The 17271-nt window shown below is 51.6% G+C and carries 14 protein-coding genes; all 14 read right to left on the bottom strand.

Features of this window, described 5'->3' with window-relative positions:
- Nucleotides 1-7: 7 nt before the first annotated feature.
- On the bottom strand, nt 8-769 hold the full coding sequence (locus EHSB41UT_RS05490) for a type II secretion system protein N (protein ID WP_087107599.1): 762 nt from the start codon (nt 767-769) through the stop codon (nt 8-10).
- Nucleotides 766-1308, bottom strand: coding sequence for a type II secretion system protein GspM (gene gspM, locus EHSB41UT_RS05485; protein WP_087107598.1), 543 nt, complete (start codon nt 1306-1308; stop codon nt 766-768). Before gspM ends, EHSB41UT_RS05490 begins: the two co-directional genes overlap by 4 nt.
- Nucleotides 1305-2447, bottom strand: coding sequence for a type II secretion system protein GspL (gene gspL / locus EHSB41UT_RS05480; RefSeq protein WP_087107596.1), 1143 nt, complete (start codon nt 2445-2447; stop codon nt 1305-1307). The genes gspM and gspL overlap by 4 nt, the downstream gene beginning before the upstream one ends.
- Before the next feature lie 57 nt (nt 2448-2504).
- Nucleotides 2505-3464, bottom strand: coding sequence for a type II secretion system minor pseudopilin GspK (gene gspK, locus EHSB41UT_RS05475; RefSeq protein WP_087107594.1), 960 nt, complete (start codon nt 3462-3464; stop codon nt 2505-2507).
- Nucleotides 3461-4081, bottom strand: coding sequence for a type II secretion system minor pseudopilin GspJ (gspJ, locus tag EHSB41UT_RS05470; RefSeq protein ID WP_165767159.1), 621 nt, complete (start codon nt 4079-4081; stop codon nt 3461-3463). Before gspJ ends, gspK begins: the two co-directional genes overlap by 4 nt.
- A gap of 11 nt (nt 4082-4092) precedes the next feature.
- On the bottom strand, nt 4093-4479 hold the full coding sequence (gspI, locus tag EHSB41UT_RS05465; protein WP_087107590.1) for a type II secretion system minor pseudopilin GspI: 387 nt from the start codon (nt 4477-4479) through the stop codon (nt 4093-4095).
- A complete protein-coding gene (gene gspH / locus EHSB41UT_RS05460) occupies nt 4476-5045 on the bottom strand; it encodes a type II secretion system minor pseudopilin GspH (protein WP_087107588.1) in 570 nt (189 codons plus the stop codon). The genes gspI and gspH overlap by 4 nt, the downstream gene beginning before the upstream one ends.
- The gene (gene gspG / locus EHSB41UT_RS05455) at nt 5045-5500 is read right to left on the bottom strand and encodes a type II secretion system major pseudopilin GspG (protein WP_087107586.1); all 456 of its coding nucleotides are present in this window, start codon (nt 5498-5500) and stop codon (nt 5045-5047) included. The genes gspH and gspG overlap by 1 nt, the downstream gene beginning before the upstream one ends.
- Before the next feature lie 50 nt (nt 5501-5550).
- Nucleotides 5551-6771 (bottom strand): type II secretion system inner membrane protein GspF, encoded by a 1221-nt coding sequence (gspF, locus tag EHSB41UT_RS05450; protein WP_087107584.1) that lies wholly within the window; start codon nt 6769-6771, stop codon nt 5551-5553.
- A gap of 1 nt (nt 6772) precedes the next feature.
- Nucleotides 6773-8257, bottom strand: coding sequence for a type II secretion system ATPase GspE (gene gspE / locus EHSB41UT_RS05445; RefSeq protein ID WP_087107582.1), 1485 nt, complete (start codon nt 8255-8257; stop codon nt 6773-6775).
- A complete protein-coding gene (gene gspD, locus EHSB41UT_RS05440; RefSeq protein ID WP_087107580.1) occupies nt 8250-10328 on the bottom strand; it encodes a type II secretion system secretin GspD in 2079 nt (692 codons plus the stop codon). The genes gspE and gspD overlap by 8 nt, the downstream gene beginning before the upstream one ends.
- A 10-nt stretch (nt 10329-10338) precedes the next feature.
- Nucleotides 10339-11190 (bottom strand): type II secretion system protein GspC, encoded by an 852-nt coding sequence (gspC, locus tag EHSB41UT_RS05435; protein WP_087107578.1) that lies wholly within the window; start codon nt 11188-11190, stop codon nt 10339-10341.
- Between the two features lie 162 nt (nt 11191-11352).
- Nucleotides 11353-16383: an SslE/AcfD family lipoprotein zinc metalloprotease gene (locus EHSB41UT_RS05430; protein WP_207626568.1), complete on the bottom strand. Its 5031-nt coding sequence runs from the start codon at nt 16381-16383 to the stop codon at nt 11353-11355.
- Nucleotides 16384-16732: 349 nt separating this feature from the next.
- The gene (locus EHSB41UT_RS05425; RefSeq protein ID WP_207626567.1) at nt 16733-17257 is read right to left on the bottom strand and encodes a phosphoribosyltransferase; all 525 of its coding nucleotides are present in this window, start codon (nt 17255-17257) and stop codon (nt 16733-16735) included.
- Nucleotides 17258-17271: the final 14 nt, after the last annotated feature.

The raw sequence follows: 17271 nt of genomic DNA, 5'->3' as shown, positions 1-17271 counted from the left end.
GTAATAATTACCAGCGTCCATTCCAGGAAACAGCATAACTTCCATCCGCTGACTTCCGGCCAAGCATTGCCAGACCCTGCTGCATGGATTTAGGCATCTGGCTGGAAGGGCGAATGGTTGTGCTCAAAGCGTACCGGCCCGGGCTGAGAGTCAGCTGTCCATTGGCATTGAGCTGTTTAGAACTCTGGTTAAACAACGCTTTAACCTGATTGCCGGAACAGCTCAAATCCGCTTCTGTGCTACCCAAAGGCAGGTTGCCAAATACGCTGTTAATTCGACCTTTGTTCACCGTTAATTCACCATCCAGTGCCAGGCAGGATGTTTGGTTTAATTCCAGACTCTCAAGATTCAGGAACGCATAGCCGCCCAGCTGAGCTGGGATGCGGTTTCTTCTCGGCAGCTGCTGATTGAGCCAATTAAGATCAGCTTCACCTTCAACATTATCAAGCGTCAGGGTTGTCTGATCGAGATAGAGCGTTCCGGATGCCATGATAGCTTCCTGATGCCCTCCGGCCTGAAAGGTGATCTCTACTTGTCCGGTCAGCAGGCTGGCAGGGTTCACCTGCCACTGCACATCAGGAATCTGAACTGAGCTATACGTCACGCTGCTGGTCTTTCCTGACCAGATTGTGCCTTCTGGCTGGTTGATGCTCAGACCGGCAGGCAGTGGTGCATAATGAATCAAATGTGCCGGGGCATAGGCTGTCATAAAACCGGCAAAGGCCAGCACTGCCAGTCCGGCTAAAGCGGTCTTTCTTCCAGCTCTCATAAACGCTTGAACTCCAGTCTTGCTGTTGAAACCACGCCGGGGCGGTCGGTTTTTTCAAATCGCACATGGCTGGCGACAATATTGCTTTGTTCTAGGTTGGCAATCCAGTCCATGATCTGGGTAAACGGTGCATTGGCCAATTGAACCTGAACACTGTCTGCCTGGCTGCGCATGCTGCTAATGGTCAGTTTGGCTTTGCTGGCCGACTGATTGATCACCCGATTCAGAGGCTGATCTGTTAATGTTGAAACGCTATGGCCTTCAGCCTTTAACGCAGTAATCGCACTGGCGAAAGAGTGTACTCTGCCCAGCATTTGTTCATTGCTGTATAGCTGTCCCTGCAGTTGTTGGGTTTTGCTATTTATCGGATAGACGATACCCATCCAGATAATCCAGACCCCGACTACCGGTGCCATTACCATAAACAGACGACGTTCCCGCAAAGATAATCCATGCCAGTAACGGCTGAAACGAGCCCTTAGCTGCTGGTATTGCTCTGTGAATACTGTAAGCCCCAAGAAAGGCGACGGATTGCTCATGATGCCGCTCCTTCGGTAGAGGCTTTTACAATAACCGTGCCTTTTACCAGCTTGTTCTGTTGCTCTGTGCTTTCGATCGTCACCTGTAAGGATGTTGGAGCGGATTCTCGGAATCGCTCAAAGCTTTCAAAATCGACGCTTTGCGCTGTGATTCGTAGCTCTTCTCGACTCAGGTTGTACTCCATATCCATCGTTTGAAAGGCCGGCACGCTGGTGAACGCTGGAGCCAGTTGCTCAAGCAATAGAGGCATAGTCACAACTTCTGTTTGCTTGCTGCCCTGCAGACTGGCCAGCTTCTGCTTGAGTTGGGATTCAAGGCGCACAATACGCTCGCCAGGAAAAAGCTGCTGGTAGATGTCTTTGGCCTGTTGCTGAAGAGTTTGATTCTGAGCTTCAAGGCGCGTGTTCAGCGTTATGCTCTGGCCAAGAAAAAGAGTTAGAGAAAGCACCGCCAGAACAGCGGCTCTACGCCAGACTCGAACCTGCAACATTGTTTTAGAGCGGGGCTGCCAGCTGCCCTGCAGCAGATTCAGTGAAGAGCGGCTGGCGACTTCAAACACAGAATCCACAGACAGCTCTTTGTGGGCAAGCTCATCGGAATCAATACTGCGAAGATAGAGCGGCATCCAGCTCTCTTCGCATACCGCTGTTGTATATTGCCCGGAACGAACAAGAGACTTCTTCTCCTTATGGAAAATAGATATCTCACCTTCATTCCAAGGCAAGGCCAGAGTATCGGGAAGCCATTGGTTGCTCTCAATCTCTGCACCCGCCAGCCAACTCTGCCACTGCTCCATTCTGGCCTGACTGACACTAGCCAAATGTGCAATTCCATCAGCCTGCTCAAGCACGGCGATATGCAATTGCTCAACATCTTCCGCAATATCGTCTTCCAGGCGCCAGCGCAGGGACTGATAAACGGCAGAGTTAATCTTTCCTGCCTGTTCCAGGCTATGAAGCGTAACGGCTTCACCCGGAACCAGTACTGTAACTTTTCGGCCAGGCAGCTGTTCAGCCAGCTTGCCCAGCTGCTGTGTGAGCAGGTTACTCACCGACAGTTGCCCTTGTTCAGAGCGGGTCAGCCAAAATACCGGCTCCATCTCAGAGGCCGGTAACCAAATAATAAGGTTGTTATCCACGGGACTCACCTTTACAACGTATAACAACCATTCTGCGATGTATTCCTTTCATAACCGTTACATCAAGGCTCCAGATTTTCTGGAGACAACGGATAATCCTTTGTTTTTCATTCGATAAAGCAGGCTGATGATGCCGGTTTCGGATTCACCGGCTCTGGCCGATGCCTTCACCAGAAAATAAGCGCTCTCTGTCGTGAGGTGTGGTGTTGCTTCACCGACAATATCCGGGCCCAGCTGGGAATCACCGATAAAGTCAGAAACAGAGCTCCAGCCGTTTACAGGACGGTTTTCCAGAATATCTCTTGCCTCGTTAACGGCGAGGCGCTCCTGAAACAGGGCTGACAGTAATTCGGGCTGCTCTGCACTGATAGTGTTGACGTTCAACAGCAGTTCCCTTGTCGGCAGGGCACACAGGTAAGGCATAACTTTTCTGGCGAGAGCCGCATTCACACCTTCAATTGTTCGCCACTCACTGTTGTCACGCATCAGGGTACGACCGGTCAGGGACGGCAGAGGACGACCAAGATAAGTGCTGTCGCCATAGCGGATATTGTCGGCTCCGGCATTCATCCAGTCGCGGGTCGCGCGGGCAATATCCTCGGCCTCGCCACTGTCTACTTCAAGAGTATCAAGCAGTGTTGTGAATATCTGCAGGGGCTGAGCGGCTTTTGCATCGTCCAGACTCTCGATATCCAGTGCATTGAGGTTAAAGCAGCTTTGGGCATCAATGATGGAACCGGCGATCACACCATACTCCACCGGGAATACCATTCCTTCTGTCGCCCAGGCCTGCCCCAGATGAATAACATCCCCATCATCAGTAAAAGTCTGATGTAGTATCTGAATAGCCAGCTCTTCTGCCGAGCGGGCATACCAGCGAGCCTGATCAAGTTCAGCACCGGTGGTGGCGTTACGAACCTGATTGCGAAAGCCAAAGGTGATCTCGCTCATCAACAAAGCCATCATGGCAACAATGAGTAGAACGGTGAGCAACGCTACGCCTCTTTGTTGTCTCATTCATTCGCTCCCCATGGTTCAGGAAGCGAAAAGACCCGTAGTATCTCGCCTATATCTTCCAGCTGCAGGCGAACCATAACGCCCTGCGGGAAGGTGTTCTGCTCGGTAAACGACTCCTGCCAGCTGCCATTTATAAAGAACCGGAATTCCAGTTGGGTGATCTTATCCAGCAATGGTCGAATCTCAGGCTCGGTATTTTCTGCCGGATCCAGCGTGTAGTGATAAAGCCGCTCAAGTCGGTGCTCTTTCAGCCGGTAGGAAATCTTCTGCAGTTCAGAGCGTGGCAGGGTGTACTGAGGGTTTCGCCACTGGGAACGGGTAAAGCTGATCGCTTCATCGTCGGACTCCAGCATATTCTCATCCGAGAAAAGACTTTGGGACGACATGCGCCCATCAATCCGCAGACCTCGATCGACAATATGACGAAAGTCCTGCTCCAAAACGACCAGCGCCGTATTGATGGACTGCATCCTTTGATGCACAGATGCCGTGATGGTTCGAGCATCCATCATGGCCGACATCAGCTGATAGGCGCTGAGGCTGATCATGGCAAATATGGCGATAGCGACCAGCATCTCCAGCAGGGTAAAGCCTCGCTGGCTGGTGTTACATTTCATCCCTGGTCTGGTCATCGTCTGAACATGTAACTCTGTAAACTGGCCAGGGTTGGCTCTGTGGTGTCGGGAGACAGGCGCACATCCACCTCAATCATCCGGAAGTCATCACTGGCGGTTTCGACACTGCGGCGGCGAACATGCCACTCCTGACCAGAAAACTCGCGGGTCTGCTTGCTCCATTGGAGTCCGGGCCACCGGCCTTCAAGGTGAATCTGTTCCATCTCATTGTCTGCAACCCAGCGTGCGACAGCCTTTTGCTTCAGAGCATGGGTATTAACAATGTTTTCCCGGGTAGCCTGCAGAGTCGGAATAGCGACCAGAGCCAGAATGGTTAAAGCCAGCAGCACTTCCAGCAGAGTAAAGCCGGCACTGTTACGGATGGATAGCTCGCGAGTCATGATGCCTTCCCATCGGAGTTGTTCTCGATGACGTAGATATCACCACTCTCTTGTAGTACGACCTTTAATTCCGGTTTAACCGAGCGAAACACCAGCTCGCCGGGGCTGATCTCACCGGACGACCAAAGATAGATATCTGGCAGGTTTGTAGGCTGTTCGTTGTCGTCGTCTTCTTCTTGCAGGTCTTCGTGTTCTAGGCTTTCCAGCCAGACACTCTCACCGGGAGTAAACACCACGCCAAAGTCTGTATCCAGGCTTTGTGGTTTCAGCCGACGGTCATTGTCTACTGTCTGCCACTGGCTATGAGCAAGCCGCAGAAAGCGATAGCCGGTCTTGTCGAACTGCACCCCATACTCTTTACCTTGCTGCAGGGCCTGATCGCGCAGTAAACCTGTCAGTGCCGCAAAACGTTCGGCCTGTTTGATGGCTTCCCCCCGACTGTTTTCCGGCATCACCCGGCCCACCACAACAGAACCGGCCAGTCCCATAAGTAACAGAACCAGCAGAATTTCCAGCAGAGTAAAGCCCCTGTTGTTTTTAGGGACACGAGGGGAAGCCTTCAGCATCAGGAATTAATGTTCCAGTTGCCGATATCGTCGTCATTGCCAGCCTGATTGTCAGGGCCTGCAGAGAACACATCAATGCTGCCGAATTGCCCCGGGCTCTGCATCAGGTAGTCGTTACCCCATGGATCTTGCGGCAGACGACGGATATAGCCATCGTTGCGGTAGCTGCGTGGCTCCGGGTTGCCGGATGGTTTGGATACCAGCGCTTCCAGCCCCTGATCAGTGGATGGATAAATGCTGTTATCCAGACGGTACATATCCAGTGCATTTTCCAGCGCGATAATATCGCTGACAGCTTTTTGCTGATCGGCCTTGTCTTTATTGCCAATCACATTGGGTGCGACCATGCTGGCCAGAACGCCCAGAATCACGATAACCACCATGATCTCCAACAGGGTAAAACCCTGCTGTTTGCGGGTAGCTTTTCCATTACGGAAACGGGTTTGTTTGCGCATTAACTTCTTATTCCTGGCAGGTTATTCAGTACATTCGTTAATCGTCACGGCTAGCCGGCAATTAACGAGTTCAAATCCAGCATTGGGGTGAGAATCGCCATCACGATAAACAACACCATGCCGGCCATAATCAAAATCAGCAGCGGGCCAAAGATGCCCAGTGCTACGGAAACCTGGTTGTCGAACAGACGATCCTGGGCATCAGCGGCTCGTGCCAGCATGGATTCCAGCTCACCGGACTTCTCACCGCTGGCGATGATATGCAGCATCATTGGGGGGAAGAGTTGAGTCTGTTCCAGGGCCTGCCACAGGCTGGTACCTTCGCGAACCCGTTCTGCAGACTGACGGATGCTCTCCCGAATATGGCTGTTGCTCATTACCTCGCCAGACACTTTCATGCCATCCAGCAGGGGAATATTGCTGCTGGTGAGGATGCTGAGCGTGCGGGCAAAACGTGAGGTATCAACGCCGGCAAGCACCGGGGCCAATACTGGAAGCTTCAAAAGCCAGCGGTCATGAACCAGGCGACGTTTAGGGTTGGTCAGCAGTCTTTGTCGTACGACCAGAGTCAGGAGTAAGCCAACCAGCAGGTGCAGGCCGTAAGCCCGCACAAAATCGCTAAGGGTAATCAGGGTCTGGGTCATGGCCGGCAAATCCTGCCCAAGATGGGCGAACTGCTCGACCACGGTTGGTACGACAGTGGTCAGCAAAGCCGCCACAACGCCAACGGCAACCAGAGTCAGAATGGTGGGATAGACCATAGCCTGTACCAGTTTGCTTTGAATCTGCTGACGCTGTTCGTTGTAATCCGCCAGACGCTCCAGAACGGTATCGAGATGCCCGGACTTTTCCCCCGCTGCGACCATTGAACGATATAAACCATCAAAGGCATGGGGATAAGCCGCCAGACTGTCAGCCAGCGTTTGTCCTTCCAGTACCCGCGAACGGATATTGGTGACCATGGTTTTGAGGTGCGCTTTCTGTACCTGACGGCTCAGGGCCTGCAAGCACTCTTCCAGGGGAATCGCCGCAGCAACCAGAGTCGCCAGCTGACGGGTCAGCAGTGCAATATCGGCCGTAGAGGCACGACGCTGAAACAGGGTAAACGAGGTTTTGCTGCGAACCGCTTTCTCTGCACCAAGCTCAACAGTGACAGGAGAAAGGCCATCGCTCCGTAACAACTGACGCAGATGACGCGGGCTGTCTGCTTCACGCACGCCTTTGGTTTTACGCCCACGGGCATCCAGAGCTTCAAAGTTATAGACCGCCATATCAGTCTTCCCTGGTGACCCGCAGGACTTCTTCCATGGTGGTTATTCCCGCCAGTACTTTGGAGAAACCATCCTGTTGAATGCTCGGCATCGACTGGCGAACCAGGCTTTCGATCTCCTGTTCTGAAGCTCCGTTATGGATCATGGTGCGCAGGGTATCGCTGACCAGAAACAGTTCATGAATGCCGGTCCGGCCGCGGTAACCGGTATGGTTGCAGTGTGGGCAGCCTGCTGCCTGCCAGATCAGAGTGGAGTCTTCCGGATTGATGCCCAGCAGACGCTGTTCAGCTTCATCCGGCTGATGGGGCTGGCGACACTCTTCGCACAGTGTGCGTACAAGACGCTGGGCCAATACTCCCAGAAGACTAGACGACAGCAAAAAGGCTTCTACACCCATATCCCGAAGACGGGTGACTGCACCAATCGCTGTGTTGGTATGGAGAGTGCTGAGTACCAGGTGACCAGTTAAGGATGCCTGCACGGCAATCTCTGCGGTCTCCAGATCCCGGATTTCCCCGACCATTACCACGTCCGGGTCCTGACGCAGAATAGCGCGCAGCCCTCGGGCAAAGGTCATATCCACACGCGGGTTAACCTGGGTCTGGCCGATACCTTCCAGATCGTATTCGATCGGGTCTTCAACGGTCAGGATATTGCGATCTGTTGAGTTGATGGAACTGAGGCCGGCATAGAGCGTGGTGCTTTTACCAGAGCCGGTAGGGCCGGTGACCAGCAGTATGCCGTGGGGCTTCAGCAGCAATTCACTGACCCTGTTGCGAATAGCGGGCGTCATCCCCAGAGAGGTCATATCCATCTGAACACTGTTGCGGTCCAGCAGACGCAGAACGACACGCTCGCCATGACGGGAAGGCAGGGTCGATACCCGCACATCCACAGCACGACCGCCCAGCTTCAGGGAGATACGACCATCCTGCGGAACCCGCTTCTCGGCGATATCCAGCTTAGCCATAACCTTGATGCGTGAGACCAGCAGAGTTGCCAGACGACGCTGGGGGCGGAGGATCTCACGCAGTACGCCATCAATCCGAAAGCGGATAACTAGCGCATTCTCGAAGGTTTCAATATGGATATCCGATGCGCCATCGCGAATCGCCTCGGCCAGCATCACGTTGATCATGCGGATGATCGGAGCGCCATCATCGGCTTCCAGCAGGTCTTCACTGTCTGGCAGTTCTTCCGCCAGACTTTGCAGACCTTCATCGTTACCAATCGACTGCATCAGCTGCCGTGCTGCGGATGAATCCTGCTGATAATCGGCAGCCAGCCGTTGTTCAAACTGCTCTGCCGACAGCTCCTCAACGGTAAAGGGAGCTTCGATCACACGGCGGACTTCAACCAGAGCCGCAGGTGCAGGCAGACCTTTGTAGAAAAGGTGATAGCCTGACTCCGACGTGTAGCTCAGCAGCACACCAAACCGGCTAGCAAAGGTAAAAGGCAGTTCAACAGGAGTGAGAGAATCAGTCATCCTTCCCACTCTTCTTTGAAAGATCTTCCATGCCTATACGGCGGCGGGCTTCTTCCAGCAGTTGCTGGTTGCTGGCATTTTCCGGCAGAACCGGAGTTATGGCATTGGGCATCAGGCGCACACCATTGGCTCTTTCTTCAAGCTGGCGGGCACGCATCAGACTGTACTTCTGACCGCTGATATCGGTTAGCAGCGAGTCGTCACGCACTATCGTCGGACGCAGGAATACCATCAGGTTACGCTTGACGGTCGAGCTGGAAGTTGAGCGGAACAGCGCACCTATAAAGGGAATGTCGCCCAGCAGAGGAACCTTGGATTCGCTCTGTTGTACATCCTCATCAATCAAACCGCCCAGAATAATGGTATCGCCACTGCCCACCATGACTGAGGTTTTGATCTGACGGGTGGAGAAGGTGACATCAACTGGCGTGGTGCCATTCACCTTGGAGACTTCCTGGGTGATGTTCAGCTTGACCGAATCACCTTCGTTAACCTGCGGAAGAATCTCCAGTTTGATACCCACATCTTTACGTTCGATGGTCTGGAACGGGTTGTCGTTATCGGAGCTGGCGGTGGAGCCAGTCAGAGTCGGAACTTCATCACCGACCATAAACGAGGCTTCCTGGTTATCCAGCGTCATCAGGCTTGGCGTGGCCAGAACATTGGAGGTAGTGGTGTTGCTGACAGCCTGCAGCAGCATGGCCCAGTCGCCGGACGATACGGCAAATGCGCCACCGCTCAGGGAGGAGAGGGCACTAGCCAGAGCTGAGTAGTCACCGTTCTTATCCGGATTGTGGGTGGTGGTTCCATCGCTGTTAACAATGGTGCTGCCCTTTTCGCCACGCGCTTGAATCAAGCCGGCACCAATCGTACCGATAGGAACCGCGGTGCCATTGTTAAACTGAACGACACCCGCACTCTTGCTGGCGAACTGAGTGGCCAGAGTTATGCCGTCACCGTCGTACACTTCCACGATAATGGCTTCAACCAGAACCTGGGCACGGCGGATATCCAGCTGACGGATAACCTGCTCCAGAGCTTTCATCATATCCGGCTGCGCAGTCACCACCAGGGCATTGGTCTGACCATGGATATTGATGCTGAATTTTGGTTTGGTGGCAGAGCCCTTTTCTTCCAGAACAGTTTGTCCTACACCATCCAGTACCGGCTTGAGTTCATCGGCCTTGGCGTACTTCAGGTAGAAAACCCGGGTGTTGCCATAGTTCTGCTGCTCGGCATCCAGTCGGCCGATGATGTGGCGCGCGCGGCTAATCTGATCCTTGGTACCGGAGAGGATAAGGCGGTTGCCCACTTCATCGGGAACCACCGACAAACTCTGACCTTGTCTTTTGCCCCCCTTCTCATTTTCCAGTGTCAGCAGAATACGGGCCATATCAGTGGCCGAGGCGTATTTGAGAGCGAGGATGTCTGTTATGTGTCCGCCGGCCTGATCAATACGGCTGGCGATCTCTACCAGCTTTTCAATATTGTCAGCACGGCCGGTCAGCAACAGAACGTTGGAGGGTGCGTAATGCACGACACTGCCATCGGTTTCATTCAACTGGCGCAGCAGTGGTGACATTTCCTGAACCGGAACATTGTGCAGAGGCATAACCCAGGTCACGACTTCGCTGCCAGCGATCTGGCTGTTGGAATCAACAACCGGGATAGCTGAGGTTTTTGCCTTTTTGCCCTGAATGACCTTGAGCACACCATCACCGGCATCAATCACCGCATAGCCATGGACTTCCAGCACACTCAGGAAGAACTGATAGTACTGTTGCGCACTCAGGTCTTCATAGGAACGAACGGTAATCCGGCCTTTAACGGCAGGATCAAGAATGATGGTTTTGTTCAGGCTGCTGCTGACGGTGGTAATAAACTCGCCAATATCCACGCCCTGCATATTGACGGAGAACTGAACTTCGCCATTCAGGTTGTTGGCAGTCGGAGCAGAGAACGCAGGCACTGAAAGAGCTGCTGAGGTAAACAGCAGGCTTGCCGCAATAAGAGAACGGAAGCTGCGTGGTGAGCGAGAGGCCCGGGTGTCTGGCCGTTTTGTTGTCATCATCCGTAAAGTCTTATAACGAAAGGTCAATCTGATAGTTCTGCCCCTGTCGTTCAACAGAGAGAGAAATTGTCTGGAGAGTGGGCAGGCTCTGCATGAGTGCCAGCGCTTCAACCTGATTGGTCAGGTCTGTGTCATTAATTGCTGTAGCAATATCGCCATTTTGCAGCCCCGCAGCTTTGAACAGGTCCGGACGGTTGCCGGCATTGACTCTATAACCGATGAGCTGACCATCCCGGCGTACCGGAGAGATTCGGATCATCTCCATCAGGGATTGGGGATCACTGCGAACAATCTCAGCAAGTTTCGGTGATACGGGCTGTGCAGGTTTCTGTGGGATTGCTGCGACCCGGCTGGTTTTGGCTTTTGGGCGGGTGGCACCCGCAAAGATAAGAGCTTCCTGTCGTCCACTGACATCGATGATCACTCTGTCATGTTGTATTGCGACGAGAGTGGCTCGGGAGCTTTTGAGTTTATCCCCGATACGGAAGGCATTCTGTTGTGAGCCTTCACTGATAATCGCCAGAGAGTGCTCAGGATGTGAACTGACCATCAGACCGGTAATGCGGGCATTAATGCGGGAGGTCGGGATGCGCTGAGTCGGACGACTTTGTTGGGTCTGGGCAGGCAGATAGGCGCCGAAGGCTTCAAGGCCGGATAGGGCTATATAACGGGGAGTATTTCCGGATGTGCGAGCAGGGTTTTCTACCTGCCAGCGGGGAGCGGCCACGATTGGTGCTGGAACCAGACTCCAGATAAATTTTGCCGCCTGTTGTGCAAACAACAGAACCAGAACGACCTCAATGACAAATATAAGGTTTGTCAGAGGTGCTCGAAATGCAAACAGCGTCCCTTTTGTAGGCATTTACACACCGGCAAAAAAGGCGCAAATATACTATTGCAAGGGTGAGTTTTTCTGTATGCAAATGACGCATACGTGTGTGATGTATTCGTGGTTTTAGAACATCGGATGGACAGACCTCGCTATAAATAACGAGGTCTGTTGTTCATGACGTTTCTATTTGCGTTAACGCACGGATGTGTATGAACGTGGGGATTTAGCTGGTTTGTCGAATCCCATGCTGGTTACAGCCTGGAATCCTTTATCCGTTAAACCACCACTGTAGTCAGCTCCCCCGTCAGGAAGATCCGCTTTTGCCTCTGACGGGTTCCATGTCTTGAAGTAGTCGGATAAATCATACTCACTCAACCAGGAGAGGCAGGTCATCATCAGGTCACCTTGACTCAAGCCGGTGCTGCTAGCAGAACAGTAATTGTCCAGGCCACCTTCTCGCGCCTTGCGATGAGCCAGCTTATACATATTCCAGCCTTGATCCGCGCCAAATACCTCAGGGCGCTCATCCGCGTTCGGGTAATGCTCTTCAATTTTGAAGTGATCCTCAGCCCACAGCTTTAACTGACCGAACATGGCCAGACGCATGGCACTATCACCCTCTGACCAGCCATGGCCATTATGGCGATTCAGCCATGGCTCAACCTTACGCAGGGTGCCTTCGATACGTTCCATGTAGCCCTTATCACCCTCACGTTGCTCCTGCATATAAAGAGCAAGGATGTTGTTGGTGACCTCGGTGCTGCCAGTAAAACTAAATGGAGTGCTCGCAAGGTTATGACCGACTTCATGCCAGATCAGCCAGTCATCCAGCGGATTGGTCGGCACGGTTGTGCGATCAGTCTCGAAACTGGTGTTCATGACCGGGTAACCCGAGTGTGCCGCACCAATGCTGATCTGGACATCGTTCACCATGCGATGACGGAAGCCCTTTAAGTCCTCATAGGTAAAGCGACGATGCATTCCGTCAGTGGTCTTTTCATCTCGGCCATAGAAATTGCTGGCTTCTTCGGCAAAGAAGTTCAGATCGGCGACAAATTTTGGCATATCGGTGTTAGCCACATTATTTACATGGGTGGTGTAAATAAAGTGACCAGTATCGATTTCTGCCAAAGGTACATCTTCGTTGATTGGGTTGCCCCATTCACCGTTCTGCCAGAGGGAAGCTTTCAGTACTTTGGTAAAGTTGAAAGTTGCCAGATCATCTTCATGAGCCTCATGAGGCTGGATATAAATAAGACCGCCGTAAGGTATTTCATCAATGGTCAGGCTTGATCCATTGTAAGCCCAGGACTTTTGTACTCGCGATGGACGACGCAGTGCCAACTCATGCTGGCTGCGGCCGGTGATATCGTCAACAAGTGCAATGGTGATGGTCGCTGGAACACCGCCAGACACGGTTACGCTTTGGTGTTGTGGGGCCCAAAGACCAGTTGACTGCATATTGCCGGAGGAGTAACTAACGCCCTGACCCTGCGTATGAATAGTGATGCTTTCGCTGCCACCATCGCCTGTTGGGCGCCCTGGATAGAAAGACGTATCTACGCGAATATCCATATCCCAGAAGGAACGACCCAGCATGATGCGGGTCAGTGGCTTTTCCATCCAGTTCAGCGGATATGAGGGCTTAAGCTCCCCGTTGGCATCAAGCATGCCATTAGCAGTAAGCAGGTCTTGGGTTGCATTGTTACAAGCACTGCCACCGCCGTGCAGACCATTGGTATAACAGTTCAGTATTTCTACCGCCCGCTTGAAGCCAAGCTCGTCACCTGCACCAGAATCTATTGCATACTCATACTGCGTATCGTTCCACAGCCAGACTGACAGATTATCGTAAGTGCTGGTGAGCTCCGCTTTGGAAAGGCGAACACCTTCTTTACCACCACTGCGGAAGTAAATTTCATGGGCAAGAAGGCGGTTAATGTTTTCGCCAAGATTGGCAGCCTTCACCATGCTACCCACCACATCCTGACTCATCTCGTAGCGAGTGAATTCTGGACGTCGACGATCACTGTGGACGGGGATGCCATGGCCTTTGCGAACTTCAATACAGTTGACCTCATACTGATACTCATCCCGGCACAGTGGAACACCCGGGAAGAATCGTTTCAGCTCTTCCAGCTTTACGAACTTCTCAGCTTCATTTGTGACAACGTGGAAAGCGCTATGAACGGATGTCTTGCCATCCTCTTCCAGAACTTCATAGGTCGGGATCTCAAGTGAAGGCATATCCACATCCTCGGGCCATTCAACAGTCCCGTTAGGATTGATCACAATCTTGCTGGTATCGGCATAGCGTTCATAAACGACGATGTCGTATTGATCGACAGCATGGAGATTTGGTGTATCAGTCCAGCACCAGATGCTGTTTCCGCAACGAGTCTGGGAGAGAATGGCCTGGTTAGCACCGCCAATAGAAAGACCTGCCGCATCAGCCAGTCGGGCAATCGGGGCAGGGTTCTGCTCCTTAAGGGCGTCGAAGAAAATGATATTGCCACCAGCATTCACATATTCGATGAGGGCAGTAACGTCATCTTCGGTCAGTTTTGGTTGGCTTATATCAGAAACAACCGCTCTAGTGTCGTAGTCTTCATCTTTGTTCTGTATTTTGATTTCAAAAGACTGCAGCAGAAGAACAGGGGCGTTTTCAGGTGTGATACCGACAAATCCACTACGTTCCATACGCTCAACTTCAAGCTGGTTGAAGCTTTTGTTGATGAAGAAGTCGTAGATCAGGCCCTGATCATTACTGCCATCAAAACGGAAAGCATGGCCCTTCTCAATATTGGTGACGATTTTTAGAGATTTCTCTCCATTGTTGTATTCGGGGGCAAGCCAGGTCAGCAGGTTGCTGAAAAAGGTTTTCATGCTGCCCTGATCATTACGCAGATCGCTGGCTTGAGCCTCTGGGTTGTGTTTGGCCTGGTAGTAACACTCCTGAATTTCAGCATTAATATGCAGATCGCCGCTCGCCCAGTAATTATCCGGGCAGGACAGTACAGAGGTGTACATTGCGTTGCCAAGGAAAACGACCTTGCCCTTGGTGCCAATTAAGCCGGCAGCAATTGTTGGTAAGTTATAAGTCGCTGTTTCCTTCGAGATCTCAGGAGGGCGATGCATGATCACATCGGAATCAGCATTGATGGTTGTCGCATCAACGATATAAGCCTTCTTATCCTTGCCAGAGCCGCGTGACCAGGCGGCTTCTTCGCCATACTTCTGCCAATGGTTGTTGTCGTTGCGTGGCATAAGCACCGGAAACGCTTCATTGGTCAGGTTGAAGTTACGCATGGCGCGGGGGAAGCCCGCTGCATACCAGGAGAAGTTGTCATGGAATATATGAAACTGATCAACACCTGCGAAAATATCGGTCAGTGATTCGGTTACATAATTGCCGGAACCTGCCCTTAAAAGACTTCGGGGACTGCTGGCATAGCGGGTACGTGTTGTTTTGAGTGCCAAATCAATTTGCTGGGTTAACCCTTGCGTGAACTGATTGTCAAACTCCTTTGGTGTTGTACAGATTTCAGGAGGAAGTTTAGCCTCAAGACATTCTTCATTCACTGCGCCATTAGGCAGCGTCAGGTTAATCAGTTCGTTAATAACATTGGGATACTGAGCAAAAACCTCCCGTACTTTTTCGCTGGAAGCTTGGCTGGTGCCGATATCATAACGATCAACCAAGGTTTGAAGGTTGAGTTGAACCTGCTCATTGCTGCTTAGGTCGTTAAGGGTGTAGTTGACCTTGTTGCCTTTGACCTCACCAAGAGTGAAGGTATCAATACCAAAGACAAGGTTTTCCCCCCAAAGATAATCAAATTCACCGTTTTCATCCGTCACACCATTGGCGGACTGGCTGAAATACTGGACTCCTATCAGAGGTGTGGTGCCGTCCGGCATGGTCAGCTTACTTTTAGTGAGAGGTTTGCTCTCTCTGGCAGGAACATACTGATAGGCTGACTCTGCATTTGCAGAAACAAAGCTGCTGTTGAGGTTGTTGCTGGTACCTTCAGTGACAGCGGGAGCCTGTTCCGGATCCACGTGCGCACTGGGTTGCTCGCCTTCTTCTGCTACAACAGGGTTCAGGAAAGCCTCAATTGCTTCTTTATCACCAGAGCGATATAGGTTCTGGATGTCATAGCTATCCAGCTCATCAAGACAGATTTTGTCTGACTCGGTAGAGCAGGTACTGATGTTGTTTAGCAGTTTGTAAGCATCATCGGCATCGATGCCGAGATCGCCATCCGCTTTGAGGTCGAAGTTTCGGATGTATTCAGGACTCGGATCACCAGCTTTGCCCAAGAGATCTGAGAATGAGAAGTCAACAGTGACCAGGTCACTGACCTCTCCAAAACTACAAGAAATGCTTTTCTCGCCGTTTGTGACCGTAAAAGGAAACTCACCAGCATCGCTCAGAGGACTCCCCTCACAGGAAATATCGCCCATCAGCGTTTTGTTATTAAAGGACAGTTTTCCTTTATAGGTTGCGGTGGTTGGTGGTTCCAGGTCTGTAGCAAGAGGGTTGACTGTGACAGAAACTTTCATGGAGCTGGAAAGAGAGCCATCAGAAACTTTTACAGTCAGCTCATAAGCATCCGTGCTCATATCCTCCGTAGTCGGAGAGAGAGCCAGTTTGCCGCTCTCATCAATGGATGCCCAGCCAGGTCCATCGATCAACGAATAAGCCAGCTTGTCGCCATTACTATCTGTTGCTTTTATCTGAATGATCAGACTGGAGCCGGCGTTGATAGTCTGAGCATCTACTTTATCTATGACAGGAGCATGATTGGCGGTGTCAGGATCCACCGGAGTCATACCAATCGGGGTTACGGTCACGTCAAAAGAAGATGTGCTGGAAAGACTATCATCAGACGCACGGATCGTGACGGTATGATTTCCTACATGTTTGGTGCTGGGCGACAGCGTAATGAAACCATTACCATCAATTACAGCCCAGAGCGGACGATTGATAATGTCATAGTGTATATCGTCGCCATCAGCATCAGAGGCTTTCACCTGAATGCTCAGTGTTGAGTCAGCTTTAAGAGATTGTGTGCTGATAGGTGCAATAGTGGGTGCGTGGTTATCAGGAACTGTAGGAGGCGGCTCCGGAGTAACAGGCGCATGGCTGCTACCGCCACCACCATCAAAACAACCAGAGAGCAGTGTTGCGACACACAACGACAGAAGACTTTTCTTAAACATTCAGTCCTGCGAATATTTTTAAGAGGGAGAACCAATCCTTTTGGATGCCCTGATACAAGCGCGGGCGCTCAGCATGGGAAAGACCAGAAGGCGAGCAACTAGCGTAATTATTAGGCTAGAGCGTGATTCTATTGGTGGCTTTCCTAAGGAGCGATAGGTGCAAACCAGTGTTTTTTTGCAGTTTATTCTCTTGTGTATCTGGTCTGTTGCTATTGCGAGATGTAATGTGAAGTTTTGATATGAATCAAAGGTTTAATTGCTATGTTTTTGGTGTTTGTGCGTATCTTGGTGGGGAAGCCTGCCTGAGCGATCTTAATATTGTGCGTAGACAGGCTTTTGAGCGCAATATTTATTTCACCAGTTTGGAAACATAGGGAACGTTTCTCAGTTTGTCTTGCCAAGGCAGCCCATAGCCGACCAGCAGATCATCATTCTCCATCTCGTAGGCAAAGTGTTGCGTTACAGGAATATCAACGCGCCCCGGTTTTACAAACAGTGTGGCGATAGCCAGTGATTTGATCGGGTAGTTAGCCTGCAGATGCTCAACCAATCTTTTCATGGTGCCGCCAGATTCGATGGCGTCATCAATTACGATCACATCCTTACCGGTAATATCAATATTCTGGTGGTAGACGATAGAGGATGAATTGTTTCTGTCGCCTGGTGTGTGCGGGCAGGAGATGTAATCCATGGTGAGATCAAACGTCAGCTCCCGTACGAGGTCGGCAGTAAAAAGAATACCACCCGGTACAACCGTAATAATGACGGCTTCCTGGTAAAGGCTGTTCAGCTTTTGAGCGACCTTCGTGACACCTTCGCGAATCTTCTGCTCATCCAGCACCAGCTGGCCGATGTGTTTGCTTCTGTTGTTCATGGTATGCCAGATCT

The organism is Parendozoicomonas haliclonae (genome assembly GCF_900174585.1).
Classification (GTDB): Bacteria; Pseudomonadota; Gammaproteobacteria; order Pseudomonadales; family Endozoicomonadaceae; genus Sansalvadorimonas; species Sansalvadorimonas haliclonae.
This window is presented reverse-complemented; position numbering and strand designations above follow the sequence as displayed.